Here is a 26,652-nt window from a genome sequence, read left to right as displayed (position 1 = left end):
AGCAATTGATAGCAGCAACATTCTTTTTTAAGAATAAATGCAACTCACAACTTTTCCTCGTTTTATTAGTATTGCTGGTTTGTAAAAGCAAATTTCTTAATTTAGATTCATTGAATTTACAAAGCGCCTCGTATCAGAATCGATTGTTCTGATTGTATCCAAATCCGGTTGTTGAATCAATTCATGTTTGTCCAACGCTTTTTCAATAAGGCTTTCGATTTGCAGGAAGGAGATTTCTCCAGTCAGGAATCTGGCAACCGCCGCTTCGTTTGCAGCATTCAGTACAGCCGGCATTGAACCGCCAGTCTTTCCTGCCTCAAACGAATACCTCAAGCAGCGAAAACGGTCAAAATCCATTTCCTCAAAATGAAGTTTCCCTATTTCTGCAAGTTTCAGCCTGCTTCCATGGTGTCTTTCAAACCGATCAGGATAAGATAAAGCATATTGAATCGGCACCCTCATATCAGGTGTACCCAATTGAGCCATAACGGAGCTGTCATGGAACTCTACCATGGAATGAATAATACTTTCTCTATGCAATAATACTCTAATATCCTCGTAAGGAACCCCGAAGAGCCAATGGGCCTCAATGACTTCCAAGCCTTTATTCATCATAGTGGCAGAGTCAATTGTTATCTTAGCACCCATGGACCAATTGGGGTGGTTTAGTGCTTCCTCCACAGTGACCCCTTCGAGTTCTTCCCTTGTACGGTCCCTGAAACTGCCTCCGGAAGCTGTAATGATAAGAGATTCAATATTTCTGGGATTTTCACCCTGCAAACTTTGAAAGATAGCTGAATGCTCACTGTCTACCGGTAACAGCGCTACGTTGTTTTTTCGCGCTGCTTCCATCACTAAATGTCCTGCTGTCACAAGCGTTTCCTTGTTCGCAATCGCTATCGTTTTGCCAGCCTCTATTGCCTGCAAAGTGGGGTATAGGCCTACACTTCCCAAGACCGCATTTACCAGTATGTCTGACTCTTGGTGACAGGCAACTTCAAGAAGGCCTTCCTCCCCCCATAACACTTTTATTCCTGATGGGGTATCGGCTTGAAGGGCAAGCGCATCTTCTTTCAGTTGGACGGAGACAATTTCCGGATGGAATTCATTCATGATTTTTTTAGTTTCAGGGATATTTCTTCCTGCTGAAATGGCTGTAAGTTTAAACTGATTCTTATGGTCCCGGATGACATCAAGTGTCTGAAGACCGATCGATCCGGTCGCTCCCATTAAACTGATTTTCTTCAAAACATCCACTCCTACATGTTACACAATCTACATTATTGGCGCTCCAATTTTCATAACTTATAATACATGAAGAAAATGGAGCAGGGGCAGTACGAATAACAGGCTGTCGAAGCGGTCGAGAATGCCGCCATGCCCGGGCAGCAAGTGACCCGAATCCTTTACATTATAGTGGCGTTTTAAAGCGGACTCCACCAAATCACCTATCTGGCCAAAGACAGACAGGATTGCGGATACGACCAGAAGCTTAGGCAGTGAAATATCGAGATCTGCCACAAAGGTGAAGATGATGGCTACAATCATGGCACAAACCACACCGCCAATGGACCCTTCAACCGTTTTATTCGGACTGATATCCGGCCAGAGCTTCCTTTTTCCGTAAGCCCGTCCGATAAAATAAGCACCTGAATCAGTTGCCCATATCAAAAACAGTGAATAAAAGACGAACTGAATCCCCGAATCCGCATCCCTTGTTTCAATAAAGTAGTAAAATCCGATTCCCACATAAAGTGTAGCAAGGATGGAAAATGCGACATCATCAAACGTAAACCGGTTCTTGGCTGCCACTGTGTAAGTTAGAAACAGCAAGACTGCCAACAGAGCCAGCTCAATTTTGGTGTAGCCAAGCTCCTCTATAACATCAATATATTGATCAGGAAGTAAAAAAATCCATAAAAGTGCAATAGAAATAAATCCAGGCACTGACATTATTTTAAGATTCCTCATCTTTAAGGCTTCATATAATCCTATCGTTGCAATTAAATATGTCAATATTAAGAATGGCATACCGCCAAACAGAACGATAGGAAGGAAGACAGCCGCTGCCACGACAGCAGTCAGTATTCTTTGTCTCATTCTAATTCCTCACTTTGTATACCGCCGTACCTTCTTGATCTGCCCTGATATACTTCAATGGCTTCAATTAAATGCTCTTCTTGAAAATCCGGCCACAGTACAGGAGTGAACCAAAATTCAGTATAGGCCAACTGCCAAAGCATGAAGTTACTCAACCGGATTTCACCACTGGTCCGGATCAGAAGGTCGGGATCAGGAAGGTCCTTTGTCATTAAGTAATTCGAGAAGGTTTCTTCGTTTAGTTGATTAGTATCTATTATACCATTGCTGACATCATTTAAGACATCTTTAACAGCTTCAATGATTTCAAACCGGCTTCCATAGTTCAAGGCAAAGTTTAAGACAAGCCCATCATTATGTTCAGTTTCCTTCATTGCTTTTTTTATCGCATTGGCCGTATGCGAGGGAAGATTGTCCTCATATCCCATCATTGTTACCTTTACATTTTCTTCAATGAGTTCAGGTAAAAAAGTCCCCAAAAATTCTTCCGGAAGCTTCATTAGGTATTCCACTTCCATTTTCGGCCTCTTCCAATTTTCTGTAGAGAAGGCATATAAGGTCAATGTTTTGACTCCAAGGGCATTAGCCATTTTCGTAATTTTACGAACCACTTTCATGCCCTCATGATGGCCGGCAATTCTCGGAAGAGCCCGCTTCTTTGCCCATCTCCCATTACCATCCATAATAATAGCGATATGATTTGGGATTCGATGCTTTAACACCTCATGAAATTTATCGTCAAAATCAGCCTTACTCTTTTGACCTTTCCATAATTTCATTTTATTTAACATAATTGATCCTCCAAGAAACAATAGTATCAATTTCAATTCCAAGGTTATTTATGGACGAACCGATTTCCAGTCCGGACCAGTATTAACTTTCATCCATTCTTGAACATAGTATACCGTTTCAATTCCTTATATTGTTGTGACTGCAGTTTTTTCAAGTAACTGGTATGTTTTTTTACTAGGCTGTTTTTTAAAGAGGTCGTTACTTTTTTTGACTGACTCTTCTTGATGCTTTACAAATGGTTGATTGCATTGTAAGGTATGCGGCCTCCTGAGGGCCTAGCGGTCGTCTGGCTTCAGCTGCCAGCGACTAGCAGATTGCATCATAAAAGAGCACCCAGCAGTTAACAATTTTTGCTGCAGAAACAATAAGTTAAACAGATATGAAATTGATTATAATGACGTTTTCCCTACTATCATATCAAATATATGTTTATATATCTTCAATAAACAACAATTTCACTGAAATAGTAAAAATATGTATACTGCTGAAAAGTTATTTCTTCAGTCTTACAGAAGAAAAAAACCCCCATATTTATAGAGGGTTTTTGTAATGGAATTAAACTTCCAAAATTTCTTTTTCTTTATCTTTGGCAATAGAATCAATTTGGTTAATATGATCATCCGTCATTTTTTGAACATCGTCAGAGTACCCGCGAAGATCATCTTCGGTAATTTCGCCGTTCTTTTCTAACTTTTTCAAGTCGTCATTCGCATCACGACGGATATTACGGATAGCAACCTTTGCATCTTCCGCTTCTTTTTTCACAAGCTTCACAAGGTCTTTACGGCGCTCTTCTGTCAACTGAGGGATTACAATACGAATGATGCTTCCATCACTTGTCGGCGTAATGCCCAGGTCAGACTTCAAAATCGCCTTTTCGATGTCTCCTAAAGCAGATTTATCATAAGGCTGAATAACAAGCATCCTTGCTTCCGGAACAGAAATCCCGGCTAACTGGTTCACTGGAGTCGGTGCTCCATAATAGTCTACAGTAATTTTGTCCAGCAAAGAAGCATTTGCTCGTCCTGCACGGATAGAAGCCAGCTCCCTTGTGAAAGTTTGAATTGCTTTTGTCATTCTTTCTTTAGTGTTGGACATAGTTTGACTTGGCATTATACTTTCCCCCTAACAATTGTTCCGATTGATTCACCTAAAACAGCGCGTTTAATGTTTCCATCTTCCGATATCGAGAAGACAATAAGCGGAATATCATTATCCATACATAGAGAAGAAGCAGTGGAGTCCATAACAGCAAGGCCTTCTTTGATCACTTCCAGATAAGAAAGCTCATCATATTTCACGGCGTTTTCATCCGTCTTCGGATCCGCTGTATAAACACCGTCAACGTTATTTTTCGCCATAAGAATAACTTCTGCCTCTATTTCAGCCGCTCTTAAAGCAGCAGTCGTATCTGTTGAGAAATATGGGTTCCCAGTTCCCGCTGCAAAGATGACGACCCTTTTTTTCTCAAGGTGGCGAATGGCTCTGCGGCGAATGTAAGGTTCAGCGACCTGGCGCATATCAATGGATGTCTGAACACGAGTCTCAATCCCGATCTGCTCAAGGCTGTCCTGAAGGGCGAGGGAATTCATGACAGTTGCAAGCATTCCCATATAGTCCGCTGAAGCACGGTCCATTCCCATCTCGCTGCCGACCTTTCCGCGCCAGATATTTCCACCGCCTACTACGACAGCGACTTCCACACCCAATTCAGCGATTTCTTTAACGTCTTCTGCCACACTTTTGATGATGGAAGGACTTAGACCGAAACCTTGTTCACCGGCAAGTGCTTCACCACTTAATTTTAATACTACTCTTTTATACTTTGGAATGCTCATTTGAACCTCCATATGTAGTTGGATTTTTTGTAAGGTGCCTGCAAGGCTTTGAAAAATAGGGAACACACAGTGTGTTCCCTTTAGGAGTAAAGTAGACCCTGTGGGGTTACTTCTTATTTACTTGGCTCATAACTTCATCTGCGAAGTTTTCCTGGCGTTTCTCGATACCTTCTCCAACTTCATAACGAACGAAGTCAGTTAGGACAGCACCGTGAGATTCAAGGAATTGACGTACTTTTTGATCAGGATTTTTAACGAAAGGCTGGTCAAGGATACATACATCTTCAAAGAATTTGCCAAGACGGCCTTCCACCATTTTTGCTACGATGTTTTCAGGCTTGCCTTCATTAAGAGCTTGTTGAGTCAATACTTCGCGCTCACGCTCAACTTCTTCTTCTGAAACCTGGTCGCGAGAAACGTACTTAGGGTTTAATGCAGCAGCGTGCATTGCAACGTCTTTAGCTGCGTCAGCATCTGTAGTGCCTTCAACTACAGTTAATACCCCGATTCTTCCACCCATGTGCAGGTATTCACCGAAAGCATCGTTATCTGTTTTCGTGCGGATCTCAAAACGGCGAAGAGTGATTTTCTCACCAATCTTAGCGATAGCAGAGTTGATATATTCACCAACAGTGCTTCCGTTTTCCATCTTTTGGTCAAGAGCTTCTTCAACGCTTGCTGGCTGGTTTGTCAGTAAATGCTGAGAAAGTTCTTTAACAACTGTTTGGAAGTTTTCATTTTTCGCAACGAAATCTGTTTCTGCATTCACTTCAAGGATTACAGCTGTGTTTCCATCACTTTGGATGTAAGTAGTTCCCTCAGCTGCGATTCGGTCAGCTTTTTTTGCTGCCTTAGCGATACCTTTTTCACGAAGAAAATCAATTGCTTGGTCCATGTCGCCGCCAGTTTCTTGTAAAGCTTTTTTACAATCCATCATTCCGGCGCCAGTTTTTTCACGAAGTTCTTTTACCATTTGCGCAGTAATTGCCATAATGATATTCCTCCTTTAAGTATAGTATGTAAGCATGGAAATGCTTGTACTCTTATTTTTAAAAAAAGGTGATAAGGGGTATCCTCTCATCACCTTTTTCCAGATCAACCGTACCAAGTATGATCCACAGCAGTTTCTGCCAAGTAAGGTGCAGATTATCTGTCTTCCATATAAGCCGGTTATTGATGCTTGTTATTACTCAGCCGCAGTTACAGCTGCTTCTTCGCCCTGCTTAGCTTCAAGGATAGCATCTGCCATTTTTGAAGTAAGTAGTTTAACCGCACGGATTGCATCATCGTTTGCAGGGATTACTACATCAATTTCATCCGGATCACAGTTAGTATCGACAATACCAACGATAGGGATGTTCAATTTACGTGCTTCCGCTACAGCGATACGCTCTTTACGAGGATCGATGATGAAAAGTGCATCAGGAAGTTCTTGCATATCTTTAATTCCGCCTAGGAATTTAACTAAGCGCTCATGTTCTTTTTTCAATTGTACTACTTCTTTTTTAGGAAGCACTTCAAAAGTACCGTCTTCTTCCATCTTTTCGATTTGCTTAAGACGGGAGATACGCTTTTGAATTGTTTCGAAGTTAGTTAGAGTACCACCCAACCAGCGTTGGTTGATGAAGTACATACCCGCACGTTCTGCTTCTTCTTTAACAGACTCCTGTGCTTGCTTTTTTGTACCAACGAAAAGAACTTTTCCGCCGTTTCCAGCTAGTTCCTTAACGAAGTTATAAGCTTCTTCAACCTTCTTAACTGTTTTTTGAAGGTCGATGATGTAGATGCCGTTACGCTCTGTGAAGATATACTTCTTCATTTTTGGGTTCCAACGGCGAGTCTGGTGACCGAAATGAACACCAGCTTCAAGCAATTGTTTCATAGAAATTACTGACATGTGTGTTTCCTCCTAATTGGTTTTTATTTTCCTCCGCTCATGATCGTATCCGGGCAGAAACTTTTTTCAAGCACCTTCCGCCAGAATCCCATAAGCGTGTGTAATCACACCGTTAATTAATATAGCACAACCAGTTGCAGCAATCAAGATTTTTATTTCTTATTTTGTCGAAACTTCAATAATAGTTCAACCTCTGTCACGCCTTTGCCTAATTCTTTGGCAATATCCTCAAGGGTATACCCTTTTTGTTGAAGATTCAGGATTTGTTTGTATGTCGATTCTTCCTTTGAAATGGGGGTTTGAGGCCGGCTTTGTTGAGTATCAGTAGTGGAAGCATCCCCAGCTTCATGCTTATAGGCCTTTACTGCGCTCTGGCGTTTATATGATGCGGTGTTGAATGGAGCATCTTCCGTTTTCTTTTCTGATTCGCGGTTTTCAACCATGACTGCGTTCTCTGCAGCTTGTTTGATTTTCTCGACTTTTTCCTGGCTCCGGTCTAATTTCCCTTCTTTTACCGCCTGGAATTGCTGGAGAAAGCGGTCATTATCCTCTTTCATCTCCAAAAGGTAAGACGATATGACATCTTCCATTTCCTTCACTGCCTTTTCTTGCCGTTTCTCTAACTCAACCAATCTGTTCTGCCTCGTATAAAGTATGACAATCGCCAAAAGGGCTGCAATGTTTAAGATAAAAGAAATGAGAATTAAAAATGTTTGCATCTGTTCACCATAATTTCATTATTCTGTAGTATTGTTGTTCTTTATACGGTAGGAGTCCCTCTCAGGCAAGTAATTTACGAAGCTTGAAGATTGCCTTGGAGTGAATCTGGGATATTCTCGAAGTAGATAAACTCATGACTTCCCCGATTTCTGTGAGAGTCAGCTCTTCGTAATAAAACAGGCTGAGCACCATCTGTTCTTTTTCTGATAGTGATCGGATGGTATCTGTCAATTCAGAGATATTTTCATTCTTGACCAATTGTCCTTCAGGCATGATTGTCTGATCGTCTTTAATAGAAAAAGAATGCTGGCCATCGTTTTCTTCATCGGAGAGCTGCTCATCAATCGACAGTACATTGGCCAAAAAGTATTCATTCATCGTCTGATATACTTCCCCTTCCTCCATCTGCATTTCCTGAGCAATTTCCTCAGGTGTTACATGACGGAGCAACTCCTGTTCAAGTGATTCGATTTTTGCTTCAATTTTCTTCGCCTTTTCCCTTGTGGAGCGGGGGAGCCAATCTTCTTTTCTCAGGCCATCAATAATGGATCCCCTTACTCTGAACGAAGCATAAGTGTCAAATTTTAGATCCCGAGATGGGTCGAATTTTTCCAATGCATCAAGCAGGCCCATAAGGCCCAAGCTTTTCAAGTCATCACGGGAAACATTTTTAGGCAGGCCCACCGAAATCCTTTGGACATGATAAGAAACAAGCGGCAGATATTTTTTGACCAACATATCTCCAGCATGCGGGTCTTTGGATTTTTTCCATAGTTCCCAATACTTTTGTTCTTCCACAGTAGAGGGCTGAGACATGTTTCTCCTCCTCCCGTTATTCAAGATTGGCTGTCTTACATAAATAAATTACTGGCTGTACAATGGGATAACATTATTCCTCTTTTAACATGCTGCGGATGGCGTCTGCAATTTTCCGTTCATCATATACTGCATTCGCAGCGGATTCTGTTTCCGTTATATTGTTGCTATTTACACCTTTTTCATCCTCTGCGATATTCTCTTCCGCATTATCCAACGCCATGCCCTTTCCTATCAATATCCTTACCACAAACATAAGGATAAAGAAGGACACTCCAGTAAGGAATGACCCTGTTAGGACATGCCGCGGGCTTCCTGTTTGGAAGGACAGAAAAAAATATAGGCTGAAACCTGATAAGGCGAAAGCAAAGTTCCAGAAAAGGCTCCCTGCCATCATATGTCCTTGACTCCCAGATTCACAGTCCTTACGTTCAATAAGGAATTATCCATATGAAATTCGATAGTCCTCCCGTTATTCCCCCCTGTATCTTCAGCTATTAAAGGGATAGCGAGACTACTAAGCGCTTGCTTAACCGCTTCTACATTTCTAGGCCCGATTCTCATTAAATCACTTCCGGAACTCAATTGAAACATCTGGGCCCCGCCCGCGATCTTTGCTTTAAACCGACCCAACCTGCCTCCATGGAGGGTCAGGGTTCTCACCAACTCACCAATTCCCGTGTCAGCAAATTTAGCGAGTTTGAAATTGCTGCCTTTGGCAATGCTTGAGGAGGGCAGCATGATGTGGACCATACCTGCAATACTTATCCCGTCATCATAGACTACCACCCCTACACAGGAACCTAATCCTGATGTCCTGATGGATTGCCCTCCTTTTGCAATTTTCATATCCGCAATTCCGACTTTTACAACTTCCTGTGTTGCATTCACGATTCTACACCCAATGCTTTAAAGATGGTATTAAATGATTCAGGGTCTGGAAGAAGAAAAAAATGTCCTTTGACACTTTCTGATTCCTCTGTTTCATCTTCCTTCAAAGCAGTATCAATCACTATGGCATTATCGCTGGTTTGCGAAACTTCCAAGAGGCCGAAACTAATGATGGCCCCAACCATATCTATGGATAGTGCAGGGACAGATGGATAGAGGTTCAAATTAGTGAAATCACTTAAAGAAGAAAGATAGGAGCCTGAAAGTATATTTCCCAGTTCCTGCATTGCCGATAACCCAAGCTCTGAAAAGGGGGGCTTCTCGAATGAAAAATCCGCATCACCTGTCATTTGCTGTATAAAGCGTGATCCTTGAGGTAACGGAAGAACAAAAAACATACTTCCCGGAGCTTCTCCCTCAATACGGAGGAATACACTTACGACTACATTGTCTGCCCCTCCGGCCAGTTCCATCATCTCATCAAAAGCAACGACTCTTACCTGCGGGACCTTCATATCAATCTTCTTATTTAATAGAGTGGATAGTGCCGTTGCAGCATGTCCAGCTCCTATATTCCCGATTTCTTTCAATATATCCAGATGAAGGCTGGTTACCTTTTGTTCAAATCCCATAATTTAATGACCCCAGTTTGATTGATTTGGAAATACTACATTACAAGGACCGGAAAAACATCCGGCCCAGCAGGTTGTGTCTGTCAGTTCAAGACTTCCTCTAAGTCCAATAGGACGAGCAGCCTCTTTTCCAGCTTAGCCACTCCAGAGATATAATCTGCTCCCACAGCACCCACCACTTCAGGCTGAGATTCAATCGCATCAGGAGGGATATCGAGCACATCATTGGCAGCATCGACTACAAGGCCTACCTCCATATCGTTGCTTGCAGCAATGATCACCCGTGTATTCTCTGAGTGCTCCTCCTCTGGAAGGGAAAAACGGTTTCTAAGATCAATGACAGGTGTAACCACTCCCCGCAGGTTAATGACACCTTTTACAAAAGGAGCCGCTTTAGGAACGCGGGTAATATGCTCTACTTTTTCAATCGAGCGCACCTGGCTTACTGGTATTGCATATTCTTTTCCCATTAGTTGAAAAACAATCACTTTTAAATCTGCAGCAGCTGTTGCATTTTCACTCATGACCCTTGCCCTCCCATTATTTGATTAATGCATTACAATCGACAATTAGAGCTACCTGGCCGTCACCGAGGATGGTCGCTCCAGAAATTGCAAAAACATCAGTAAGATAATTTCCAAGTGATTTCAAAACGACCTCTTGCTGGCCAATAAATGAATCGACAACAAGCCCGGCCATTCTGTCTCCTTTTCGGACTATGACTACAGAGTAGAATTCATCACCTTCTTGTTTAGGTACCTCAAATACATCCTCCAAGAATATCAAAGGTACAACTTTCCCTCTGAAATCTATCACTTTCTGATTATGCGCATTTAAGATATCTTCCTTTTTGATAATGGCGGTTTCAATGATGGAAGATAACGGGATGGCATATTTTTCTTTTTCCACTTCAACCAGCATGACAGAGATGATGGATAATGTGAGTGGCAGCTGAATGGAGAATGTGCTTCCTTCTCCGAGCACTGAATCAATAGTAATTGAACCGCCCAATGATTCAATGGTAGCTTTTACTACATCAAGTCCAACGCCGCGTCCTGATATGTCAGAAATGGTTTCTGCGGTTGAGAAGCCGGATGCCAATATTAATTCATACACTTGGCGGTCGGATAATGTCCCGGCTGTTTCTTCGGATACTACACCCTGAGAGATTGCTTTTTTCAATACTTTTTCACGGCTGATTCCGCCACCATCATCTGAAATTTCAATAAAGACATGATTTCCGCTGTGGTAAGCCTTCAATGTTACTGTACCTTCCTCAGGCTTTCCATTCTTAATGCGGGTTTCCGGTGCCTCAATGCCATGGTCAATGGCATTCCTCAACAGGTGAACAAGCGGATCACCAATTTCATCAATGACAGTACGGTCAAGTTCTGTCTCTGCACCGACAATTTCCAATTCGATCTTCTTATTAAGATCTCTTGCAAGCTGCCTGATCATGCGCGGAAATCTATTAAACACTGTTTCCACTGGAACCATTCGCATATTAAGAATGATATTTTGCAAGTCTCCAGAAATTCTAGACATTCTTTCAACAGTTTCATTCAATTCAGGGTGGTTAAGATCTTTTGAAATTTGTTCAAGCCTTCCCCTGTCAATAACTAGTTCTTCAAATAGATTCATTAGGATATCGAGCCGTTCAATATTCACTCTGATGGTTTTGTTTCCGGCATTTGCTTGCTTAGATGGAGATGGAGCAGCTTCTTTTTTCTCTTCTTTCTTAACAGGCTGAATGGACTCTGGAGTGGCTTCCTTACTCACAGATTCAGTCGATTCCCGGGTTGTTGCAGAGGGTTGTTCGTTTATTCCCTGGTCACTTTCTTTACCTTTTTCCAGATCGATAGCCAGGACATCAACATTATGTACCTCTGAAACTTTCATCACTTTTTTCTTAATATCTTCTTGGGACTCTTTTGTAACAATGCATACCAGGAAGTCCTGATCAAAATTTTCTTCTTCTAATACATCCACAGCAGGAACAGACTTTATCACTTCCCCGCACTTTTCCAAAACTTCAAAAACCATGAAAACCCTGGCAGCTTTTAGAAGGCAGTCTTCCCTCAAAGATACCGATATTTCATAACAATGGAAGCCCTGCTCTTTGGATTGTTCAATAACAGTCCGCTCGAACTGGTCGTAATCAGCTGTTTGAGTATTGGAAGGTACAGCTTCAATGACGGCAGCAGCCGCTTCTCCTTGGGCTTGGAGGCTGTCTAATGATTCCCCTTTTTCTATAAGTGCCAGTTTTTTGACAATCTCCGTGACGTCACGTTTTCCATCTCCGCCTTCAGCAATGGACATAACCATTGCTTCAAGGTCATCTACGGACATGAATACAACATCAAGTATGAGAGATGATACCTGTATCTTACTGTTCCGGATGGCATCCAGTACATTTTCCATTTGATGCGTTAAGCTGGCCAGATCTTCATAACCCATAGTTGCCGCCATGCCTTTTAGAGTATGAGCCGATCTGAAAATTTCATTTACGATTGATAGGTTTTCAGGATTCTTTTCGAGTGCAAGCAATTGCTCATTACAAGTTTGCAAATGTTCTTTACTTTCCTCAATAAATACCTCTAAATACTGATTCATTTCCATGTTTTTCACACCTCTCTAGGCATATACTTCATAATGCAGCCAGCGATATTTTCTATAGATTGTATTTCATCTACCAGATTGGTAGAAACAGCAGCTTTTGGCATTCCATAAACTATACAGGACTCTTCAGACTCTGCGATGGCTTTCACTCCGCCGCTGTCCTTTAATTTTACCAGACCTTCAGACCCGTCAGTACCCATTCCTGTCATTATTACGGCGATCTTGTCGTAATCTTTCAACCCGCTGACCGATTCAAACAGGACATCAACAGCAGGACGGTGACCGCCCCTCGGTAATTCTTGATTATCCAAGATTACCGCTAATCCGCCTCTTTTTTCTTCTACTTTCAAGTGAAATCCACCAGGGGCGATATAAGCTGTCCCATTCTTTAATAGCTCTCCATCCTCAGCTTCCTTTACAGTGATGGTTGAAAGCATGTTAAGCCGATTAGCTAAAGATTTTGTAAAACCCGGCGGCATATGTTGGACAATAAGAATCGGCGCATCGATATCTGAAGGAAGTGAAGTCACAACCTGCTGAAGCGCTCTGGGCCCTCCAGTGGAGGTTCCTATGCAAATGATTTTCTTAGAGCATCGCTTCCAAGGGACAACGGCAGTACCCCTTAATGACTGGTCTTTGTCCAGAGTAATCGTTAATGATGGTGTTTGTTGATTCGCCTTTTTAAGACGGCGTACTGGAACATTGCCTGCATTAAGGACCTTGGCAATCAACTCTTCTTTAACTTTGTGTAAATCCAATGAAATAGCTCCAGAGGGCTTCGCGATAAAATCTATTGCACCATAATTCATCGCTAATATGGTGTTCTCTGCTCCTTCTTTAGTAGTGGAAGAAAGCATGATAACCGGAAGAGGAGATTTTTCCATAATGGCTTTCAGCGCCTCTAATCCATTCATAACCGGCATCTCGACATCTAAGGTGACGACATCAGGCTTATACTTTTCAATTTTATCCAAAGCATCCCTGCCATTCCTGGCAGTAGCGACCACTTCCAAGTAATTTGAGCTGGATAGAAAGTCTGTTATAAGCTTTCTCATGAAGGCAGAGTCATCAACTACAAGGACTTTTTTCTGATTCATCAACCTTTCCTCCTGAAGAGGATCCTTTTCAAATTTGAAACGAACCCTTTTTTCTCTGTAGGTGTAAATGTGGTAATACCGGAAAGGTACTGTTCAAGCACACGGTATAACGACAATGCAATAGCTGATTGTGGGAAAGACGTAAGCAATGGAACTTGCTGGGTGACCGCTTTCCTGACGGCTGGATCCTCCGGGAGGACACCAAACAGAAATACTTCCTTGTTCAAAAATTTACTCATTGCCATTTTTAAGCGGTTTAGCGTATCAAGTCCTTCATTTTCACTTTCCGCTCTATTGCAGATCAGGTAAAAATCCTTATCCTTGTCTTTCATATAAATATATTTCATCATCGAGTAAGCATCGGTGACCGCTGTCGGTTCAGGGGTTGTTACCACAAAGATGTCCTCTACGGACATCAGGATTTCCAGCGTATGATGAGCAGCACCCGCCCCCATATCAAATACAATATAATCATAGGAATGAACAAGTTCGGAAAGGGCATTCAACATCCTTTCAATATCTACATCGTCCCATTCGACGATATTTTGAAGCCCATTTCCTGCACTGATATAGGAAGTGCCTTCTCCATCAGTAAAGATGATGTCCTCAATATCCATTTCGGGACTGCTTAGAAAATCGGAAATGGTTTTATCAGGTTGTTTTCCCAGAATGATATGAATATTGCCCATACCGATATCCATATCGAATAACAGGACTTTTTTTCCTTTTTTCTGCAGTGCCAAGGAAAAGTTGACAGCAAAATTTGATTTACCTACTCCACCTTTACCACTAACCACCGCTATTGTCTTGGCATTCCTCGACTGTGCTTCAAGAATTTTCATTCTTAACCCTTGCGCTTGATCTTTCATTGTTCCTTACCTTCCATCACTAATTCAATAATCGCCTGAGGGGTTGCCTCTGATATATCTTCCGGTACACTTTGTCCAGCTGTAATATATGCGGCACCTTTTTCATTTTTTCTCAGTATGTTGTACATTGTTCCGTAACTGGATGTTTCGTCTATTTTGGAGAAGATGAATTTCTCTATAGGTAAGGTTGAGAAATTGGTGATTATTTGAACTAAATCTCTTTCCTTGGCAGTCATTGATAATACCAGGAATGTTTCCATATCATTTTTAAAATCGATCATTTTTTCGAGATCTTTAACATATTTCTCTTCTCTGAAGTTCCGGCCCGCAGTATCTATGAAAACAACATCATAATCATTAAATTTTTCAATGGCCTTTTGAAAGTCAGCCAGTTTATAAACCACTTCAAGTGGAACATTTAAAAGCTGGGCATAAGTCTTCAATTGCTCAATCGCAGCAATTCTGTAGGTGTCTGTTGTAATGAATGCGATTTTTTTCCGTTTTTCCAAAACGGCTTCAGATGCCATTTTGGCAAGTGTGGTCGTTTTGCCGACACCGGTGGGACCAATAACATTCACATACTTTTTCTGATAACTGGTTCCACCAAAAGGAAATGCTTCAAGTTTGCTTTTCAAAAAAGTGGATGCCGCGGTCTTCAACTCAGAAGGTGTTAAATTACCCCTTCTATCAAGAAGAGTCTCAAGGTGTTCTGCTGCTTCAAGAGTATAGCTCTCATCTATCTCTTGTTCTTTTAGATAAAGCAGCACCTGACGGATATCTTCCGGAAAATGTTTATAATCATTATTGGTTTTTAGTTGCTGAACAATCGACTTCAGTTCAGTAATTTCTTTTGTTAATTTAAGTGAACTGTTTCCATCTTCTGTTTGAGTAGGCATTTGTACAGGAGCTGATACTTGTTTTTTGGGTTCCTGCTGGTATTTCGGGCTGCGTTCTTTGGTCGCCTGTTTAGAATTGGGATCAATCGCAGCGATCACTTCAATATTCTTCTTTTTGAATAAACCAAGGAACCCCCCAGTATAGATCATTTTTGAGTTTAATATGACCGCACTCTCACCTAATTCTGCCCGAATCTTCTTCATGGCTTCCGGCATGGTAGGTGCAGTAAACTTTTTTACTTTCATTCAACATTCACCAACCCTAAACTTTGGACTTCAACATTTGCTTCTAACTCGTTATATGACAGTATTGGCACTTGCGGGAAATATCGCTCAACCAGCTGTCTGACATACATCCTGATTGCAGGAGAGCATAAGACGATTGGTGACTCTTCCATCATCGACAACTGCTCGACTTGAGATGCAAGAGCTTCCAAAACTCGTTGGGAATCGTTGGGATCCATAGATAAATAATTTCCATGCTCTGTCTGTTGTACTGCATCGGCAATCATTTTTTCTATTTTCCCGGATAAAGTGATTACCTTAAGAGTCCCTCCCTGATCCGCATATTGAGCAGTAATCTGCCTTGCCAGTGCCTGACGTACATATTCTGCCAATAGATCTGTATCTGTACTCATCTTCCCATAGTCGGCCAATGTTTCAAAGATGATAGGAAGGTTTCGAATTGATACATTCTCCCTTAACAACTTGGCAAGCACTTTCTGAACCTCGCCAACTGAAAGCGGATTCGGCGTTACTTCTTCCACCAGGATCGGATAGGATTCCTGAAGGTGGTCAATGAGCTGTTTGGTTTCCTGCCTTCCGAGAAGTTCATGTGCGTTCGTCTTAATCACTTCGGTTATATGTGTAGAGACAACTGAAGGAGGGTCAACGACTGTATATCCGAATATTTCCGCCTGTTCCTTCATATCTTCACCTATCCACTTAGCTGGGAGACCAAAGGAAGGCTCAATGGTATCTATTCCTTCAATAGACTCATCTTCCACACCAGGGCTCATCGCCAGATAATGATCCAAAAGCAGTTCTCCCCTGGCCATTTCATTTCCTTTGATTTTCAATCTATACTCGTTGGGCTGCAGCTGTATGTTATCCCTGATCCGAACGACCGGGATCACTAATCCCAGTTCTATGGCCAGCTGCCTGCGGATCATGACAACCCTGTCAAGAAGATCTCCGCCTTGGTTGGCATCGGCAAGGGGAATCAAGCCATAGCCGAATTCAAACTCAATCGGATCTACATTCAAGAGGTTAACGACGCTCTCAGGGCTTTTCATCTCGTCCTGTTCTTTTTCTTCTTCCATTTCAATCAAATCTTCTTCGTCTTCCTGTGGTGCCCTTGATAACATATACCCCCCGATTCCTAGAGCAGCAGCTACAGGAATCGTCAGAATATCGTTAATTGGGGTGAACAAACCAAGGAGGAAAATAGTGCCTCCCGCAACATATAACATCGGCGGGAATGCTAAAAGCTGATCGATGATATCCTTGCCAAGGTTCCCATCAGAGGCAGCCCTTGTTACAACGATACCGGTAGCTGTCGAGATTAACAGTGCAGGGATTTGGCTGACAATCCCATCTCCGACTGTCAATAAGGAGTACCTGGTTGCCGCTTCCCCGATAGGGAGTCCCTGCTGGGTCATCCCAATGATGATTCCGAAAATCAGATTCATAAGGACGATGATGATCCCGGCAATTGCATCCCCTTTAACGAACTTGGAAGCACCGTCCATCGCTCCGTAAAAATCAGCTTCGCGGCTGACTTTTTCACGGCGTTCTCTCGCTTCATGCTCAGAAATAATCCCGGCATTCAGGTCTGCATCTATACTCATCTGCTTTCCTGGCATAGCATCCAGCGTGAACCTTGCCGCTACTTCTGAAACACGTTCCGAACCTTTTGTTATCACGATAAATTGAATGATAATCAGAATGATAAAGACTACAAGACCTACCAGGACATTCCCTCCAACTACGAACGTCCCGAAGGTTTCAACGACATCCCCTGCTTCTCCATTACTGAGGATGGAACGGGTTGTTGATACGTTCAAGCCAAGCCTGAACAGTGTCAATAACAATAATAGGGAAGGAAAGATAGCAAATTGCAAAGGTTCATTCATGTTCATTGAAGTAAGAAGCACAAGCAAAGCCAAGGAAATATTAATAATGATAAGTACACTTAACAGCCAAGGCGGAAAAGGAATGATAAGCATGGCTACTATGAGGATGACACTGAATAGTACGGATAAATCTCTTGCTGACACCTGCATTCCCTCCTAACTTTAGCTGTTACAGCTGATTTTTCATTCGATATACATAAGCCAGAATTTCTGCGACTGCTTTAAAGAATTCTTCTGGTATCGCATCACCGATGTCGGCACTATCATACAATGATCTTGCCAAAGGCCTGTTTTCAACCATGATGATATCGTTTTCTCCGGCAATGAATTTAATTTTCTGTGCGAGATAATCTACACCCTTTGCAACTACATAAGGAGCATCGGACTTATTTTCATCATATTTCAAGGCAATGGCATAGTGGGTAGGATTGGTAATGACGACATCTGCTTCTGGCACTTCCTGCATCATGCGTCTCATAGCCATTTCCCGCTGCCTTTGTTTAATTTTGGACTTGATCAGGGGGTCTCCCTCTGTGTTCTTATGTTCATCTTTGATGTCCTGCTTTGACATCCGGATATTTTTTTCAAAATCATATTTCTGATATAGATAGTCAAAAACGGATAAAAATAACAAAGCCAATGAAGCGGCGATCCCCATTTGAACAGTCAGGGATGCCATCGCAGCCAAAGCGTCATGAGCGGTCTTGAAAGATAACCCAAGCACTTCATCTATATTCATCCACAAGATGACAAAAGTGATGGCTCCGACAAATCCGATTTTCAATATCGACTTCAACAATTCTACGATCGCTCTTAAAGAGAATATCCGTTTCGCCCCTTTGATCGGATCAATCTTCTCGAGTTTAGGCTGTAAAGGCTCAGCTGTAAACATTACCCCTACCTGGATATAATTCGAGAATATTCCTGCCAGCAAAGCAACGAGCATAATGGGTCCCAGCAATATAGCAACCTGCTGAAGAATTTCCATTACGATCAGCATGAATGAATCCTGGGTCAAGTCCATCATCATATAGTCCTGGAAGGAGGTGCGGAATAAATCAAAAATGATATTACCTATATACGAAGCACTAAAAGTCAAAAATAAAAATACAGCAAGCAAAATGACAGCTGTATTAACATCTTGACTCTTGGCTGTTTGTCCTTTCTTCCTCGAATCTTGTCGTTTTTTCGGTGTGGCTTTCTCAGATTTCTCACCTGCAAAAAACTGCAGATCAAGGGAAAGCAATTTCACATTAAGCGCCTCCGATAATTTTCATTAAGTCTCTCATTGTATACATCATCAATTCAAACATTTGCTGCATCAGCGTCATCATTGCCCCTAGAACTATAAACAACACCAGGAAACTCACAGCAATCTTGATTGGAAATCCGACAACAAATACATTAAGCTGCGGAACGGTCCTGGCCACAATCCCCAAAGCAACATCCACCAGAAACAAGGTCGCTACAACTGGTATGGACATCTGAAAAGCGATAATGAAGACAGAATTGAAGGTTTTTACAATATATTCAGCCAGATTTTCATTTCCAAACGGTATCCACGCTTGATCGATGGGTACGAACTGATAACTGTAGAACACACCATCCAGAAGGAGGTGATGCCCATCCAATGCCAGTAACAGGAGCAGCGCAAATGTATATAGATATTGACCCACCAGCGGTGATTGTGCCCCAGTTTGAGGATCGATGACATTAGCGATGGCAAAACCCATCTGAAAATCTATGAAACTGCCGGCAACCTGAATCGCCGATATGATCATATATGCGGTAAACCCTATCAGCAAACCTATCATAGCTTCTTTCATAATCAACAATATATAAGCAGCATCAATGGGGATGGGTGATGCATCTACCGTATAGTACATAATCCAGGCAATCACACCGGCAAATCCAACCCGATGCTGGGCAGGTATCGACCTGTATGAGAATAATGGGAGGGTCACAAAAAATGCCGATACCCTCATGAAAACCAATAAAAAAATGGAAAGGTTGGGAATCAATTCTTCCATTCTATTAGCCTACAAACCTGTTGAGATTAGAAAAGATTTCTGATGCGTATGTGACCAGCTTAGTCAGCATCCAAGGACCAAAAAAGACGATCCCCACCAGGACTGCGACTATCTTTGGTATAAAAGCCAGGGTCTGTTCCTGAATTTGGGTCGTGGCCTGAAAGATACTGACAGCCAGGCCGACTACCAGTGCTAATAGAAGAAGAGGGCCGCAAATGACTAATGTAGTATAAACTCCTCTTTCAGCTAAAGCTATAACCGATTCAGCATTCATGTTTTTTCACCTACTTAAAAACTTTGGAGCAAAGATTTAACAACAAGGTACCAGCCGTCTACAAGTACGAACAACAGGATTTTAAACGGCAGGGAAATCATGACTGGAGGCAGCATCATCATCCCCATCGACATAAGAATACTGGCAACGACCATATCAATGACCAGAAATGGAATAAAGATCATAAATCCGATTTGAAACGCTGTCTTTATTTCGCTCAGCGCAAATGCCGGCACAAGTGCTGTTAATGGTATATCATCTATTGATTCAGGGCGTTCAGCACCGGAATAGTTTAGGAATAACTCCAAATCTTTCTGCCTTGTATGTTTACTCATAAAATCCTTGAAGGGAGCTGCAGCATTCTCATATGCCTGTTCTAAATTGATTTCTTCGTTGAACAATGGTGTGAGGGCAGTCTCGTTGACCTCCTGGAAGGTCGGTGCCATGATAAAGAAAGTTAAGAACAGTGACAAACCGACAAGAACTTGATTTGGAGGCATTTGCTGAGTTGCCAGTGAAGTCCGGACAAACGACAGCACAATGACGATCCTCGTAAAGGAAGTCATTAAAATCAGGATACCCGGAGCAATGGACAATACAGTGAACAGCAGGAGAAGCTTAACCGATGTAGCAACAGAATCAGGAGAACTTGTGTTGAAAAATTCCATGAATTCATTCATTTTTATCTTTCTCCCTGTTGTTTATATCATTCAGCATTTTCTTTCTGCCTTTTCTTATATCCTCAATCTGGGATTTCAGCAAAGATTGGAACGATTGGCTTTCATCGGGCTTTTGAGGCATAGAGCCCGTTCTTTTTCCAATCCATTGGGTCAGGATATCTTTTTGCTGCTGCAGGCCTTGAGTTTTCTCATCATAAAACATGAGAATATCGTCTTTTTCTTCTTTGCTGTTTATTTCCTTCAGCAATTGAATGTCTTCTCCGACTCCAAGAATCAAAATCCTTTCTCCCACTTTTACCAGTTGAACGGAACGATTCCCACCCAGAGGTGTTCCTCCCAGGTTTTGTATCAATTTCGATTGTTGAAAGGTTTTGCTTTTTTGATTAATGAATTTTAATAAGAAATAAATTAATGCAATAACAAACACCAGGGCAAATACCATTTTAAGATAATCCAAAGCTGATACACCTGTTGAGGCTTCCGTCACGCTAGTTTCATTCTCTGCTGCAGGCATTCTTTCTTCATTACGCTCTTGGGGCTTTTCCCAATAGTCTTTAACTGTTCCGTCAAACTCTGCATATGCTGGAATGCCTCCAGTCATATGCAGAGCAGCTGAACAAGCGATAATGAAAAAAAGCTTCCTTAATACGTTTCTCAAAAAAAGCACCTTCTCCTGAATTCTCTCGCTTCTATGTGTCATAAAGACACATATTGACTTGTTTAACACTGAATAATTGAACAGATTAGCTTAAAGCTTTCTGGATCGCTTCAATAACACGGTCGGCCTGGAACGGCTTTACGATGAAGTCTTTCGCACCAGCTTGGATGGCATCAATAACCATCGCTTGCTGTCCCATTGCCGAACACATGATAATTTTTGCATTGGCATCAAGACCTTTAATTTCTTTTAGAGCAGCAATGCCGTCTTTTTCCGGCATCGTAATATCCATGGTAACAAGGTCAGGAGTCAGTTCTTTATATTTCTCTACTGCCTGATTGCCATCTGCTGCTTCTCCAACCACTTCAAATCCATTCTTTGTAAGAATGTCCTTGATCATCATTCTCATGAATGCTGCATCGTCTACTATTAGAATTTTATTTGCCATCATCTTTTCCCCCATTTATTACTTTAGTTTTTTTAATCTGTCTGATTGACTGACAATGTCTGTGATTCTTACACCGAAGTTTTCATCAATGACAACAACTTCACCTTTAGCGATCAACCTGCTGTTCACAAGGACATCGACGGGTTCTCCGGCGAGCTTGTCAAGCTCAATGATCGACCCGGATGATAATTCAAGTATATCTTTAACAGAACGTTTGGTCCGGCCCAACTCAACCGTGACATTCAACGGAATGTCCAGCAGCATGTCCAGATTTTTGCTTTCTGGTTTTGGTACCGGCGGTTGTTCAAAGGTTGTAAAGGAAGCAGGCTGAACTTGTACCGGCTGTTCAAAGTTATGGTTGTTTCCAAAGTGCTGGGGCTGAGCCTTCTCCTGTGGCACCTGCTGAGCGGGCGGTTCGCTGAATGTTTCTTGCTGTGGATAGGATGGCTGCACTGAGGAAGCAGGTTGTCCTGCTTCTGCCGTCTGCCGGGCATCCCCCTGTTCCATTATATCGGAATTTGTCGAGGATGTATCATTATTATTTGTTAATTCATCCACGAGTTGTTTTGCAAAGTCGAGCGGCAGCAGCTGCATAATATTTGAATCAATCAATTCTCCCACTTTCAAAGAGAACGAGATCTTTGTAAGCAGGTCCTGCTGTGGAATTGCATCTGCCCCTTCTCCATCCGGCAGATACAACATATCCACCGTGGGAGGGGAAATATCTACTTTTTTGCTGAATACAGTCGACATCGAAGTAGCCGCCGACCCCATCATCTGATTCATGGCTTCCTGGACAGCACTCACCTGGATTTCCCCAAGGTCCCCTGAAGGATTCAATCCATCGCCGCCAAGCATGAGGTCAGCAATGATTGCTGCATCTTCCTGCTTGATCACCAAAAGATTGATACCAGAGAAACCTTCCGTATATTGGACTTGTATTGCCACATATGGATGTGGAAAATCTTCTTCAATCTTGCTTCTTTCCTGGATGGATACTTTAGGAGTGGTAATCTCCACCTTTTGATTCAGCAAAGTTGAAAGTGCGGTTGCGGAACTGCCGAATGAGATGTTTCCGATCTCACCAAGAGTATCCTGCTCAAACTCACTTAAGTAATCTTCCACTTTTAAAACTTGAGAAGAAGCTGGCTCTTTCTCTTCGCTGGCTGTGCCTCTTAAAAGGGCATCAATTTCATCTTGTGACAACATATCATCACTCATCATCTTCTTCTCCCCCCTTCAAAGAATCCAAAATTTGTATGGCGAGCCTTTTATTCAGCTCACCTGGCTGGGCAGTGAATTTGGGTATTTCTCCAACTTTGACTGTTAATGGAGAATCAATGCGCTTGTTCAGTTGTATAACATCCCCAATGTCCAGCATGAGAAAATCATCGATTGTGATATCAGAATCCCCTAATTCAGCCACTATCGGTACCTGGGCTGTTTTAATGCGTTTTTCAAGATTTTCAGTATCCTTTGGATCTTTATCTTTATGCTTTGACTGCATCCAGTAACTTACAGATAATTTAGGAATGATCGGCTCTAATACAACATGAGGGATACAAATGTTAATCATCCCGCTCGTTTCGCCTATCGTTGTATTCATAGAGATAACAACGACCGTTTCATTAGGCGATATCATCTGCAGGAATTGCGGATTCACTTCAAACTCTGAAAGAATGGGATCAATCTCCGCGATATTGCTCCAGGCATCCCGGAGGTTATCGAATGCTCTTTCAAAGAGATTTGACATGATTTTCGTTTCAATCTCCGTCAAACTCTCTATTTTGTTCATCCCGGTTCCTTTTCCGCCCATAACACGATCCATCATGGCATATCCGATATTAGGATTGACCTCCATTAAAATATGTCCATCGAGGGGTGGGACATCGAAAATATTCAATATCGTCATTTTTGGAACCGACCTGACAAACTCCTCAAAAGGGACTTGATCGGCTGAAACTACTGATATTTGAACATACGTCCTCAGCTGTGCAGAAAAATAAGTTGTCAGTATCCTCGCGAAGTTTTCATGTATTCTTGTCAAACTTCTGATTTGGTCTTTTGAAAACCGGAGTGCCCTCTTAAAATCGTAAACTTTTACTTTTCTCTCTTCTTCTTCTTTTTTAAAATCATCGGCGCTCATTTCGCCAGTTGACAGTGCTGATAATAATGCGTCTATTTCGTTTTGCGAGAGTACTTCACTGGACATTTCCTCACCCCCGTTTCTTAGGTCAGTAATAATTATTGAATCATGTAAGAGGTAATATAAACCTTCTCAATCTTACCTTCTTGCATCAGGCTGTTGGCTTTATCCTTGATGGTCGTTTCAAGCTGTTGTTTACCTTCTTTACCTTGCAATTGATCTGATTTCATTTCTGATAACTCTTCAATGATGATGTTCTTCACTTGAAAATCTCTCTTCTCCAGCTCTTCCTTGGCTTTCTTGCTGTCCGTCTGGACTTTAAACGAAATACGGATGTAATCACCGCTGAGTAGATTAGTCGTAAGTTCCGGAACATCCACCGACGCTGCAATCACTTCGTCAATACTAGGCTCCTTTGCCTCTTCTTCATTGAACTTCATTACAACAATGAGGGCGAGGACTCCAACCAATGTTATGGTTACCAACAAGATAAGCGATATCGTAAGCAATTTATTTTTCATCTTGATCCCCCGCTGTATTTCTAAGTCCTAATACATTGATTTTTCTATAGAAGGAAACTGTTCTATCCTCGACCTCTTTCACTGTTTCTTTCACCACAATTTTTTTCCCATTAGTAAGCGTGATGGTAGTGTCTGGAAAGGCTTCCGCACTTTCTATGTACAAACAATTCAGTGAAAAAGTTTTGCCATTTAGTTTTGTAAGTTGTATCAAGTTTTGTTCAGGACTGGATAGGTTCAGGCCGATCCAGCCCTGTCCCTCCCTTGCAATCTATTATCGTTTCAAGTTCACAAGCTCTTGAAGGATTTCATCTGAAGTTGTAATAATACGAGTGTTTGCCTGGAATCCACGTTGTGCACTGATCATCTCAGTGAACTCTTCAGACAGGTCGACGTTTGACATTTCCAGTGAACCGGAAACAATCGTTCCCCTTCCTTCACCCGCTACATTGATATTTGGGGTGCCTGAGTTAACAGACTGCTGGAATGAGTTCCCGCCGGCTTTTGTCAGTCCGGATGGATTGCTGAATTTCGCCAGTGCCAGATAACCAATTGTTGTGATTTCCCCATTAGAGTACACACCGTTGATTTCTCCCATTGAGCCAATATTGAAGCTCTCCAGCGATCCTGCCGTGTTGCCGTCAGGATCGGCTGCTGCCGAGAGGTCGCCGCCCAGGTTGCTAAGCTGTGCATAATTCATTTTAACGTTTAAAAATGTATCTGCGTTACCATCTTCGTCTCCATCACTAAGTGGAAGATCGACAAAAGGTGGAGCATTAAGTGGATCTTGTGTAAAGTCAATTGTATAAGTAGTTGATGTTAACGGGTTATCTCCATTTTGATTCACAAATTCTAAGTTCCAAGTTGTCGAAGGTGATTGAGGAGTCAGTTTCATATCTAAAGTGATCTGCTTCCCTTCATCCGTCACCACATTGATTTGCTGTACAAAAGGCTCGTTTCCAACTGCATCATTTGATAAGTTACCAAACATATTAATAGATTCAGTGATTTTAGCAGGAAGCTGGGCGTTAACGTTGACTTTAATATCCTTCAGGACCCCATTTTCATAGGATTGTACTTTCATTCCATCTCCATTTACGAGTGTACCGTTATCATCCAGATAAAAATTACCTGCTCTTGAATAGAACTGTGCATCGCCTTGTTTGACAACAAAATAACCATCTCCATTGATTGCCAGGTCAAGCGGGCGCCCTGTGGACTGCAAGCTTGATTGTGTGTGGATCGTGTCAATTGTTGAAAGCGTGGATCCAAGTCCGACCTGCATCGGATTTCTTCCTCCGCGTGCATCTTGTGCGGCAGAAGCACCTGAAATCGTCTGGTTCATTGTATCCTTGAAAGTTACACGGCCTTTTTTGAATCCATACGTGTTTACGTTTGCGATATTATTACCAATTACATCGAGTTTAGTTTGGAAGTTTTTCATTCCGCTGATTCCTGAGTACATAGAGCGTAACATGTGTATTTTCCCCTTTCATATTTCACTGCGTCAGTCGGTCAGCAGTGGCAGGCTTCCTCTTTTAGGTCCAGCCTATTTGTCTATGATTATCGTTCCATCAATATTTGTGAAAATTTGTGTGCCCGCTTCTCTTCTGTCCATTGCCGTTATGACGGTAGAGTTCTTTGCACTTACGATCAATGCCGCATTGTCCAACAATACAAGTGATTCTTTTACACCTTTCAACTTGGCTTGTGCAACCTTACTTTCAACTTCTCTCCATGTATCTGCAGGAATCTCTATTCCTCTTTGCTTCAAACGGGAGTCTGCATGTTTACTTATCGTAATGGAGCCAACTTTTTCAGTGATCGTTTCCTTTAACGTGTCAGCAAAAGATTTTGTATTGAGAGACTTCTTCCCGATACCCTTTGGAGGAAATTGTGATGTAATTGGTTGAGATGGCAAACGATTCATAACATTTCTTTGCATTCAACCTCACCCTTACTATTCGATTTTCATAATACTGCCTTCTTTTATTTTGTCGCCGTTTTCCAAATGGAACCATAGGCTGCCGTCTTTCTTGGAAACTGAAGTAACGGTGCTATGTAATTCTGTGCCTTCCTTTTTCCAGTACACGGTTCTTCCAATAAGACTGCTGGCGTTGACTAATGAGTTGGTTCCAAATGAATCATTATTGTGATTGACCTGAGAGACATTTCCTGGCGCCAGTTTTGTTCCATCTTTCATAATGAGTTGAACTTCATTGTCCTGAAACCTGACAGCGGAAACAATTCCTTTTCCTTCTTTAATTTCAGTTCTGCCCTCAGCAGACTCTTCAAGCTTATGCCACGTAATTTCTTTTCCAACGAACTGGTTGTAGGCAATCAGATTGTTTTGCCCCTGTGCCTCAATGAAGGTCTCCATGGATTTACTCAAGTTGGTGATTTGTTCCAACGTCGAGAAAGTTGCCATTTGGGCGATAAAATCCTTATCCTGCATTGGATTTAGCGGATCCTGATTTTGCAGCTGGGTCATCAATATTTTCATGAAATCATCTTTCCCGAGTACATCCTTACCGCCTTCCCTTTCTTTTTGCTGCAAGGAAGACAACAGCAAGTTCGAGTTGATCGTATTAGACAT

Annotated in this window: 31 protein-coding genes; all 31 read right to left on the bottom strand. The window is 42.0% G+C overall.

The annotated features are described in order from the left end of the window. Window positions 1–96: 96 nt before the first annotated feature. The 31 genes from V1502_RS07460 to flgD all read right to left on the bottom strand — a co-directional run bounded on the left by V1502_RS07460 (window position 97) and on the right by flgD (window position 26,652). Window positions 97–1,248 (bottom strand): 1-deoxy-D-xylulose-5-phosphate reductoisomerase, encoded by a 1,152-nt coding sequence (locus V1502_RS07460; RefSeq protein ID WP_409253733.1) that lies wholly within the window; start codon window positions 1,246–1,248, stop codon window positions 97–99. Window positions 1,249–1,305: 57 nt separating this feature from the next. Then, complete coding sequence (locus tag V1502_RS07455; RefSeq protein ID WP_409253732.1) at window positions 1,306–2,100, bottom strand: phosphatidate cytidylyltransferase; 795 nt, start codon at window positions 2,098–2,100, stop codon at window positions 1,306–1,308. Beyond that, on the bottom strand, window positions 2,097–2,891 hold the full coding sequence (locus tag V1502_RS07450; protein ID WP_409253731.1) for an isoprenyl transferase: 795 nt from the start codon (window positions 2,889–2,891) through the stop codon (window positions 2,097–2,099). Before V1502_RS07450 ends, V1502_RS07455 begins: the two co-directional genes overlap by 4 nt. 556 nt (window positions 2,892–3,447) lie before the next feature. Continuing rightward, window positions 3,448–4,005, bottom strand: coding sequence for a ribosome recycling factor (frr, locus tag V1502_RS07445; protein ID WP_409253730.1), 558 nt, complete (start codon window positions 4,003–4,005; stop codon window positions 3,448–3,450). Next, a complete protein-coding gene (gene pyrH / locus V1502_RS07440) occupies window positions 4,005–4,730 on the bottom strand; it encodes a UMP kinase (protein ID WP_409253729.1) in 726 nt (241 codons plus the stop codon). Before pyrH ends, frr begins: the two co-directional genes overlap by 1 nt. Window positions 4,731–4,836: 106 nt before the next feature. Further along, window positions 4,837–5,721 (bottom strand): translation elongation factor Ts, encoded by an 885-nt coding sequence (tsf, locus tag V1502_RS07435; protein ID WP_409253728.1) that lies wholly within the window; start codon window positions 5,719–5,721, stop codon window positions 4,837–4,839. A gap of 195 nt (window positions 5,722–5,916) precedes the next feature. Continuing rightward, window positions 5,917–6,627, bottom strand: a complete 711-nt coding sequence (gene rpsB / locus V1502_RS07430) for a 30S ribosomal protein S2 (RefSeq protein WP_113929918.1) — start codon at window positions 6,625–6,627, stop codon at window positions 5,917–5,919. Window positions 6,628–6,779: 152 nt separating this feature from the next. Continuing rightward, window positions 6,780–7,346, bottom strand: a complete 567-nt coding sequence (locus tag V1502_RS07425) for a DUF6115 domain-containing protein (protein WP_409253727.1) — start codon at window positions 7,344–7,346, stop codon at window positions 6,780–6,782. A gap of 61 nt (window positions 7,347–7,407) precedes the next feature. Next, window positions 7,408–8,163 carry a FliA/WhiG family RNA polymerase sigma factor gene (locus V1502_RS07420; RefSeq protein ID WP_409253726.1) on the bottom strand — a complete coding sequence of 252 codons (756 nt, stop codon included), beginning with the start codon at window positions 8,161–8,163 and terminating at the stop codon, window positions 7,408–7,410. A 73-nt stretch (window positions 8,164–8,236) separates the two neighbouring features. Further along, the gene (locus V1502_RS07415) at window positions 8,237–8,560 is read right to left on the bottom strand and encodes a hypothetical protein (protein ID WP_409253725.1); all 324 of its coding nucleotides are present in this window, start codon (window positions 8,558–8,560) and stop codon (window positions 8,237–8,239) included. Next, complete coding sequence (locus tag V1502_RS07410) at window positions 8,557–9,054, bottom strand: chemotaxis protein CheD (RefSeq protein ID WP_409253724.1); 498 nt, start codon at window positions 9,052–9,054, stop codon at window positions 8,557–8,559. The genes V1502_RS07415 and V1502_RS07410 overlap by 4 nt, the downstream gene beginning before the upstream one ends. Beyond that, window positions 9,051–9,686, bottom strand: a complete 636-nt coding sequence (locus V1502_RS07405; RefSeq protein WP_409253723.1) for a chemotaxis protein CheC — start codon at window positions 9,684–9,686, stop codon at window positions 9,051–9,053. Before V1502_RS07405 ends, V1502_RS07410 begins: the two co-directional genes overlap by 4 nt. An 83-nt stretch (window positions 9,687–9,769) precedes the next feature. Further along, window positions 9,770–10,210 (bottom strand): chemotaxis protein CheW, encoded by a 441-nt coding sequence (locus tag V1502_RS07400; RefSeq protein ID WP_409253722.1) that lies wholly within the window; start codon window positions 10,208–10,210, stop codon window positions 9,770–9,772. A 16-nt stretch (window positions 10,211–10,226) separates the two neighbouring features. Beyond that, on the bottom strand, window positions 10,227–12,305 hold the full coding sequence (locus V1502_RS07395; protein WP_409253721.1) for a chemotaxis protein CheW: 2,079 nt from the start codon (window positions 12,303–12,305) through the stop codon (window positions 10,227–10,229). 5 nt (window positions 12,306–12,310) lie between these two features. After that, on the bottom strand, window positions 12,311–13,402 hold the full coding sequence (locus tag V1502_RS07390; protein ID WP_409253720.1) for a chemotaxis response regulator protein-glutamate methylesterase: 1,092 nt from the start codon (window positions 13,400–13,402) through the stop codon (window positions 12,311–12,313). Further along, window positions 13,402–14,271: a MinD/ParA family protein gene (locus V1502_RS07385; RefSeq protein WP_409253719.1), complete on the bottom strand. Its 870-nt coding sequence runs from the start codon at window positions 14,269–14,271 to the stop codon at window positions 13,402–13,404. The genes V1502_RS07390 and V1502_RS07385 overlap by 1 nt, the downstream gene beginning before the upstream one ends. Beyond that, a complete protein-coding gene (flhF, locus tag V1502_RS07380) occupies window positions 14,268–15,413 on the bottom strand; it encodes a flagellar biosynthesis protein FlhF (RefSeq protein ID WP_409253718.1) in 1,146 nt (381 codons plus the stop codon). The genes V1502_RS07385 and flhF overlap by 4 nt, the downstream gene beginning before the upstream one ends. Beyond that, window positions 15,410–17,446: a flagellar biosynthesis protein FlhA gene (gene flhA / locus V1502_RS07375; protein WP_409253717.1), complete on the bottom strand. Its 2,037-nt coding sequence runs from the start codon at window positions 17,444–17,446 to the stop codon at window positions 15,410–15,412. Before flhA ends, flhF begins: the two co-directional genes overlap by 4 nt. Window positions 17,447–17,471: 25 nt before the next feature. Continuing rightward, window positions 17,472–18,554, bottom strand: a complete 1,083-nt coding sequence (flhB, locus tag V1502_RS07370; protein ID WP_409253716.1) for a flagellar biosynthesis protein FlhB — start codon at window positions 18,552–18,554, stop codon at window positions 17,472–17,474. A gap of 1 nt (window position 18,555) precedes the next feature. Further along, window positions 18,556–19,332: a flagellar biosynthetic protein FliR gene (gene fliR, locus V1502_RS07365; RefSeq protein ID WP_409253715.1), complete on the bottom strand. Its 777-nt coding sequence runs from the start codon at window positions 19,330–19,332 to the stop codon at window positions 18,556–18,558. A gap of 4 nt (window positions 19,333–19,336) precedes the next feature. Next, window positions 19,337–19,606, bottom strand: a complete 270-nt coding sequence (gene fliQ / locus V1502_RS07360) for a flagellar biosynthesis protein FliQ (protein WP_409253714.1) — start codon at window positions 19,604–19,606, stop codon at window positions 19,337–19,339. Window positions 19,607–19,620: 14 nt separating this feature from the next. Continuing rightward, entirely contained in the window at window positions 19,621–20,286 is a 666-nt protein-coding gene (fliP, locus tag V1502_RS07355) for a flagellar type III secretion system pore protein FliP (RefSeq protein ID WP_409253713.1), read from the bottom strand. Then, a complete protein-coding gene (fliO, locus tag V1502_RS07350) occupies window positions 20,279–20,944 on the bottom strand; it encodes a flagellar biosynthetic protein FliO (protein ID WP_409253712.1) in 666 nt (221 codons plus the stop codon). Before fliO ends, fliP begins: the two co-directional genes overlap by 8 nt. 85 nt (window positions 20,945–21,029) lie before the next feature. Further along, the gene (locus V1502_RS07345; protein WP_409253711.1) at window positions 21,030–21,392 is read right to left on the bottom strand and encodes a response regulator; all 363 of its coding nucleotides are present in this window, start codon (window positions 21,390–21,392) and stop codon (window positions 21,030–21,032) included. An 18-nt stretch (window positions 21,393–21,410) separates the two neighbouring features. Continuing rightward, window positions 21,411–22,616 (bottom strand): flagellar motor switch phosphatase FliY, encoded by a 1,206-nt coding sequence (gene fliY, locus V1502_RS07340; protein WP_409253710.1) that lies wholly within the window; start codon window positions 22,614–22,616, stop codon window positions 21,411–21,413. Beyond that, entirely contained in the window at window positions 22,606–23,604 is a 999-nt protein-coding gene (gene fliM, locus V1502_RS07335) for a flagellar motor switch protein FliM (RefSeq protein WP_409253709.1), read from the bottom strand. The genes fliY and fliM overlap by 11 nt, the downstream gene beginning before the upstream one ends. Window positions 23,605–23,636: 32 nt before the next feature. Continuing rightward, the gene (gene fliL / locus V1502_RS07330) at window positions 23,637–24,059 is read right to left on the bottom strand and encodes a flagellar basal body-associated protein FliL (RefSeq protein ID WP_409253708.1); all 423 of its coding nucleotides are present in this window, start codon (window positions 24,057–24,059) and stop codon (window positions 23,637–23,639) included. Continuing rightward, window positions 24,049–24,270, bottom strand: a complete 222-nt coding sequence (locus tag V1502_RS07325) for a flagellar FlbD family protein (RefSeq protein WP_409253707.1) — start codon at window positions 24,268–24,270, stop codon at window positions 24,049–24,051. Before V1502_RS07325 ends, fliL begins: the two co-directional genes overlap by 11 nt. Before the next feature lie 60 nt (window positions 24,271–24,330). Then, the gene (gene flgF / locus V1502_RS07320) at window positions 24,331–25,533 is read right to left on the bottom strand and encodes a flagellar basal-body rod protein FlgF (protein ID WP_409253706.1); all 1,203 of its coding nucleotides are present in this window, start codon (window positions 25,531–25,533) and stop codon (window positions 24,331–24,333) included. 72 nt (window positions 25,534–25,605) lie between these two features. Then, on the bottom strand, window positions 25,606–26,001 hold the full coding sequence (locus V1502_RS07315; protein ID WP_409253705.1) for a TIGR02530 family flagellar biosynthesis protein: 396 nt from the start codon (window positions 25,999–26,001) through the stop codon (window positions 25,606–25,608). 15 nt (window positions 26,002–26,016) lie between these two features. Continuing rightward, the gene (gene flgD / locus V1502_RS07310) at window positions 26,017–26,652 is read right to left on the bottom strand and encodes a flagellar hook assembly protein FlgD (protein WP_409253704.1); all 636 of its coding nucleotides are present in this window, start codon (window positions 26,650–26,652) and stop codon (window positions 26,017–26,019) included.

Origin of the sequence: Rossellomorea sedimentorum, from assembly GCF_046237645.1 — a bacterium.
In the GTDB taxonomy this organism is placed as follows: Bacteria; Bacillota; Bacilli; order Bacillales; family Bacillaceae_B; genus Rossellomorea; species Rossellomorea sedimentorum.
The sequence above is the reverse complement of the archived record's forward strand: the minus strand, read 5'-3'. Positions and strand labels throughout refer to the sequence as shown.

Excerpts from the sequence above, each read along its gene's own strand:
- V1502_RS07455 (WP_409253732.1), bottom strand. The coding sequence starts at position 2,100 with ATGAGACAAAGAATACTGACTGCTGTCGTGGCAGCGGCTGTCTTCCTT.
- V1502_RS07450 (WP_409253731.1), bottom strand. The coding sequence starts at position 2,891 with ATGTTAAATAAAATGAAATTATGGAAAGGTCAAAAGAGTAAGGCTGAT.
- frr (WP_409253730.1), bottom strand. The coding sequence starts at position 4,005 with ATGCCAAGTCAAACTATGTCCAACACTAAAGAAAGAATGACAAAAGCA.
- pyrH (WP_409253729.1), bottom strand. The coding sequence starts at position 4,730 with ATGAGCATTCCAAAGTATAAAAGAGTAGTATTAAAATTAAGTGGTGAA.
- tsf (WP_409253728.1), bottom strand. The coding sequence starts at position 5,721 with ATGGCAATTACTGCGCAAATGGTAAAAGAACTTCGTGAAAAAACTGGC.
- rpsB (WP_113929918.1), bottom strand. The coding sequence starts at position 6,627 with ATGTCAGTAATTTCTATGAAACAATTGCTTGAAGCTGGTGTTCATTTC.
- V1502_RS07425 (WP_409253727.1), bottom strand. The coding sequence starts at position 7,346 with ATGCAAACATTTTTAATTCTCATTTCTTTTATCTTAAACATTGCAGCC.
- V1502_RS07420 (WP_409253726.1), bottom strand. The coding sequence starts at position 8,163 with ATGTCTCAGCCCTCTACTGTGGAAGAACAAAAGTATTGGGAACTATGG.
- V1502_RS07415 (WP_409253725.1), bottom strand. The coding sequence starts at position 8,560 with ATGATGGCAGGGAGCCTTTTCTGGAACTTTGCTTTCGCCTTATCAGGT.
- V1502_RS07405 (WP_409253723.1), bottom strand. The coding sequence starts at position 9,686 with ATGGGATTTGAACAAAAGGTAACCAGCCTTCATCTGGATATATTGAAA.
- V1502_RS07400 (WP_409253722.1), bottom strand. The coding sequence starts at position 10,210 with ATGAGTGAAAATGCAACAGCTGCTGCAGATTTAAAAGTGATTGTTTTT.
- V1502_RS07395 (WP_409253721.1), bottom strand. The coding sequence starts at position 12,305 with ATGGAAATGAATCAGTATTTAGAGGTATTTATTGAGGAAAGTAAAGAA.
- V1502_RS07390 (WP_409253720.1), bottom strand. The coding sequence starts at position 13,402 with ATGAATCAGAAAAAAGTCCTTGTAGTTGATGACTCTGCCTTCATGAGA.
- V1502_RS07385 (WP_409253719.1), bottom strand. The coding sequence starts at position 14,271 with ATGAAAGATCAAGCGCAAGGGTTAAGAATGAAAATTCTTGAAGCACAG.
- flhF (WP_409253718.1), bottom strand. The coding sequence starts at position 15,413 with ATGAAAGTAAAAAAGTTTACTGCACCTACCATGCCGGAAGCCATGAAG.
- fliR (WP_409253715.1), bottom strand. The coding sequence starts at position 19,332 with ATGGAAGAATTGATTCCCAACCTTTCCATTTTTTTATTGGTTTTCATG.
- fliQ (WP_409253714.1), bottom strand. The coding sequence starts at position 19,606 with ATGAATGCTGAATCGGTTATAGCTTTAGCTGAAAGAGGAGTTTATACT.
- fliP (WP_409253713.1), bottom strand. The coding sequence starts at position 20,286 with ATGAATGAATTCATGGAATTTTTCAACACAAGTTCTCCTGATTCTGTT.
- V1502_RS07345 (WP_409253711.1), bottom strand. The coding sequence starts at position 21,392 with ATGGCAAATAAAATTCTAATAGTAGACGATGCAGCATTCATGAGAATG.
- fliY (WP_409253710.1), bottom strand. The coding sequence starts at position 22,616 with ATGATGAGTGATGATATGTTGTCACAAGATGAAATTGATGCCCTTTTA.
- fliM (WP_409253709.1), bottom strand. The coding sequence starts at position 23,604 with ATGTCCAGTGAAGTACTCTCGCAAAACGAAATAGACGCATTATTATCA.
- fliL (WP_409253708.1), bottom strand. The coding sequence starts at position 24,059 with ATGAAAAATAAATTGCTTACGATATCGCTTATCTTGTTGGTAACCATA.
- flgF (WP_409253706.1), bottom strand. The coding sequence starts at position 25,533 with ATGTTACGCTCTATGTACTCAGGAATCAGCGGAATGAAAAACTTCCAA.
- V1502_RS07315 (WP_409253705.1), bottom strand. The coding sequence starts at position 26,001 with ATGCAAAGAAATGTTATGAATCGTTTGCCATCTCAACCAATTACATCA.
- flgD (WP_409253704.1), bottom strand. The coding sequence starts at position 26,652 with ATGTCTAATACGATCAACTCGAACTTGCTGTTGTCTTCCTTGCAGCAA.